The organism is Pseudomaricurvus sp. (assembly GCF_965662505.1).
Taxonomy (GTDB): domain Bacteria; phylum Pseudomonadota; class Gammaproteobacteria; order Pseudomonadales; family Cellvibrionaceae; genus Pseudomaricurvus.
Window position 1 is genome coordinate 2,159 of the sequence record NZ_CBFIHX010000160.1, and the last position, 4,160, is coordinate 6,318.

The following is a 4,160-nucleotide window of genomic DNA, read 5'->3' on the forward strand; positions in this document are numbered from 1 at the left end:
TACCTGGATCAATTGGCCCAGCAATAGCAGCTTCTCGGTAATAGTGGTTTTACCGGCGTCAGGGTGGGAAATAATAGCAAACGTGCGTCGCTTCGAGACTTGCTGCTGAAAAGAGGAATTGGACATCAGAACGGGTCTTCCGGGTTAATGACAGATTTCTACCCACTGGAGACAGTGCTGAGCAATAGAGTATTGCGCTGGTAAACCTGTGACAGTTGATCATAGCCCTGCAGGGCTTTAAAGGGGCGCTATTTTCGCTGATCTCGCCCCTTTACACAATCAGTCGTTTAGGGGCCTCGTTAGACCTAATAGGCCATATCGTAACTCGCGTTAGACTGGACCTGCCTTAGGTGACGACGCAACCAAACATACCCCCAAACCGCCATCAGCACGTTGGACAGAGCCGTAGCGATAAACAAACCATTGAGGCCCCAGAGCCACTGCCCCACCAGCGCCAGAGGCAAGTACAACCCCAGCACCCGCAGGATCGATATCACCATGGCCGGCATAGGGTAACCCAGCCCATTAAATCCGGCATTAACTGACATCACCAGACCCGCACAGCCATAGCTGATTGGCACAATACTGAGATAGGCAACTGCGACCGAGATAACCTGCTCAGATTCACTGAATAAGGACGCAACCCAACCACCGGTGAGCCACAGCAACACCGCCAAGCCCAAACCAAAGATCAGGCTGAAGCGCAGCACAGTAGACATGAGCTGATTCTGACGTTCATGATATTGAACAGCCATGTTCTGCCCTAAAAATGGCCCGATCACACCAGAAACCGCATAAAAAGCGATGGAAACAACCGGTTCAATTCTCATAGCCACACCAAATCCTGCCACCGCATCCACCCCGTGAGAGGCCACCAGCGCCACGGTAATGCCACCAGCCAGAGGAATGATCATATTGGTTCCCATGGCGGGCAACCCAATATGAGCCACTGCGCGCCATGAGGTTTTCAACCCGACCCAGTCTCGGTGTGGCCAGGTCATCAAGTTCAGCCTGCGAGCCACAAAATAGAAAGACGCTGCCGTCATCCCGACTCGCGTAATCACCGTCGCCCAGGCCGCTCCGGCAATCTCCAGTCGAGGTATTGGACCCCAGCCAAAAATCAGTAGAGGATCGAGTACCACATTCACCAGAGCTGAAATCAGCATCAGCATACCCGCAAACTTGTTATTGCCGGTCGCGCGCATCATGGCGGACATCACCATAGGAACAATGACAAAGGGCGTATTAAGGTACCAGATCAGCATATAGTCGGAGATTAAAGGCAGCAGATGAGGCTCTGCGCCCAACAGCAGAAACAGCGGCTCGACGGTAGCCAGCCCGATCGCCATCATGATCAGCGACAGAAGAAAGCTTAGCAGTAACGTGTCTCCGGCCAGTTTGCGGGTCGCTGCCACATCCCCCTGCCCCAGCCGTCGCGCCATCACCGATGACGTTCCGGCACCTAACCCAATCGCCATACTGGTAATCAACATCACTACTGGAAAGGTAAAACTCATGGCCGCCAACGAGTCACTGCCCAGCTGAGCAACAAAGAACGTATCTACCGCATTGAACGACATGGTGGCCAACAGCCCCCAAACCATCGGCAGAGACATTAAAGTAAGCTGACGGCCTACAGGGCCTTCGGTAAAAGAGACGGACTGTTTCACAAAGTATCCGGAGGTAGTTAAGGATCAAAGAGCGTGCTGGATAAAAAACGGACGCTATTAAAACACAGATTGATTGCGGATACCGGATCGACTGCGACAATGTGTCACACCCGTGGCGACAACCCGTTGACGTAAAATAACGCCTCCAGTTAAGGACCGGTGCCGCATAAAATGTACCTTTGCACGCCGGATCAGAAATCAGAACCTGCCCGGAGGGAATCCATGTTTAATCGCAGCCTGCTCGCCACCAGTATCGTTATTGTCCACTTGCCTGCTCACGCCGAAAACCTGCCAATCGTGTCGGTTGAAGAGAAGTCCTGGCCGCTGAATACTACTCACGCTCTGAATGTGGATGAGATACAAGCGGCAGATAGCGCTGCAGCTCTGAAAGCCTTGCCCGGGGCCGCCGTTAATCGCAACGGTGCCCTGACAGGCATTGCCCAGTATCGAGGATTGGCCGGTGATCGTGTGGATGTAAGTATCGATGGTGGTAGTGTCGTCACCGGCGGTCCCAACGCCATGGATACACCACTGTCCTATATCCCTGCATCTCAACTGTTATCTCTGGAAGTGACTCGGGGTACCGCTTCGGTAAGTCAGGGACAAGAAACTATCGGCGGCCACATTGAGGCCACCAGCTATCAGGGTGACTATACCGATACTGATGATGCTGTACTCAATGCCCGGGTACACACTAACTGGAACAGCCAAAACCGCGGCAGTAGCTCAAGTATTCAGGTGATAGGCGCCAATCGCCATCACAAACTTGGGATCAGCAGCAGTTACGATCACGCAGATGACAGTGAATTCGCTGGTGGAGATCTGGAAGACACTGCTTACGAACGCCGTCGCAATGATTTGTTTTATGGTTATCGTCGCGGCGATACCGAGCTCAATCTCAAACTGGGTAAAAACAATACGGGCGATTCAGGCACACCGGCCCTGCCTATGGACATCACTTCTATCGACAGCGATTTGGCCAGCTTCAATGTGTCCACCAAGGCCGCAGGTATTCAGTTCTCCTGGAACAGCAGCTACACCAATGTGGATCACGGCATGGACAACTTCAGTCTGCGCCCACAGCCCATGATGGGACCGCGCTATACACAGGCCAGCGGTCGTGAATGGATGCATAAACTGATGGCAACCTTACCGTTAAATGAGGGGCTAATACGCGTTGGAGCAGACTACTCAGAAACGGAACACAACGCCCTGATCACCAATCCTCAGATGGCTATGTTTGAAATACAGAATTTCAACGATGCCGAGCGTAATATCACTGGCCTTTTTGCCGAATGGCAACACAATTACGGCAACTTGAGTTGGGAGCTGGGAGCACGCTTTAACGAAGTTTCTATGGATGCCGATGACGTCAGTGCTTTTCTGGGAAGCGGTATGAACGGCACGATGAACATGACCATGATGACGAACATGGCCAACATGCTGGCCATGAACTTCAACAACAGCGATCGAAACATCACCGATCACAATCGTGATCTGGTGTTGAAAACGTCGTATCAGATCAATGAAGCGCTTAGTTTTAACGCCAGCTTGTCCAGCAAACAACGGGCGCCGTCTTATCAGGAACGCTATCTCTGGCTGCCACTGCAAGCCAGCGGCGGTCTGGCCGATGGCTATACCTATCTGGGCAATTTGGATCTGGACAGTGAAACGTCGAATGAGCTCAATCTGGGAATCGATTACCGTACCGAGGACGGCTATATTTCCCTGCAAACGTTTTATCGCGATGTCGACAATTACATTCAGGGAACCCCCTACCAAGCCAGCGGCAACATGATGATTGACAACGCCGTCGGCATGTTTGCTAACATGATGAGTAATGGCAAATCAGCTTTGCAGTACAACAACATCGACGCCAAGCTCTTCGGCGGAGAGCTGTCCTACGGACTGCAACTCAGCACCCATTGGTCGCTATCCGGCAGCTTAAATTACGTTCGCGGCCAGCGTACCGACAGCAGCGACGACCTGTATCGTATCGCGCCTCTGAATCATCGCCTGGCGATCAATTATCAACAGGATCAGTGGGATGTGCAGCTGGTCAGTGAAATCTTCGATCAGCAAAATCGGGTTTCCACCTACAATCAGGAAGCAGAAACTGCTGGCTACGGCCTGCTACACCTATTCGCCAGCTACGATGTGACTCAGACCCTGCAACTGCGAGCGGGTATCGACAACCTGACCGACAAACGCTATCAGGATCATCTGGCGGGATACAATCGCGTCAGTGGTAACGACGATATCGCTGTGGGCGAAAGACTCTACGGTACCGGACGCAGTGCTGTACTGGGACTTACTTTTAAATGGTAAAAGCCTTCAGGCAACGGTGATAGACATTTTCTGAAACTGTCAGGGGCTTAACATTGAGAAACATCACATTTGTAACATTCATTAGAGGCAAGCAGTAAAGTCGCTTATGATAAGCCCATGAACAGCTTCAAATTTACCGCCTCAGCCCCTGAAGAAAACCTC

At 51.9% G+C, this 4,160-nt stretch carries 3 protein-coding genes; 1 reads left to right on the top strand and 2 read right to left on the bottom strand.

Going from position 1 to position 4,160, the window contains the following annotated elements; all coding sequences use genetic code 11:
* Both ACTG33_RS15545 and ACTG33_RS15550 read right to left on the bottom strand, forming a co-directional pair.
* The coding region (locus ACTG33_RS15545) for a hypothetical protein (protein ID WP_439136138.1) at positions 1 to 126 on the bottom strand (126 nt) is incomplete at its 3' end.
* A gap of 179 nt (positions 127 to 305) precedes the next feature.
* Positions 306 to 1,670: an MATE family efflux transporter gene (locus ACTG33_RS15550; RefSeq protein WP_439136136.1), complete on the bottom strand. Its 1,365-nt coding sequence runs from the start codon at positions 1,668 to 1,670 to the stop codon at positions 306 to 308.
* A gap of 222 nt (positions 1,671 to 1,892) precedes the next feature.
* Between ACTG33_RS15550 and ACTG33_RS15555 the strand changes: the two genes are divergently transcribed.
* Positions 1,893 to 3,998, top strand: a complete 2,106-nt coding sequence (locus ACTG33_RS15555; RefSeq protein ID WP_439136137.1) for a TonB-dependent receptor plug domain-containing protein — start codon at positions 1,893 to 1,895, stop codon at positions 3,996 to 3,998.
* Positions 3,999 to 4,160: the final 162 nt, after the last annotated feature.

Bases quoted from the DNA above. Each gene is read 5' to 3' on its own strand.
- ACTG33_RS15555 (WP_439136137.1), top strand. From the start codon at position 1,893: ATGTTTAATCGCAGCCTGCTCGCCACCAGTATCGTTATTGTCCACTTG.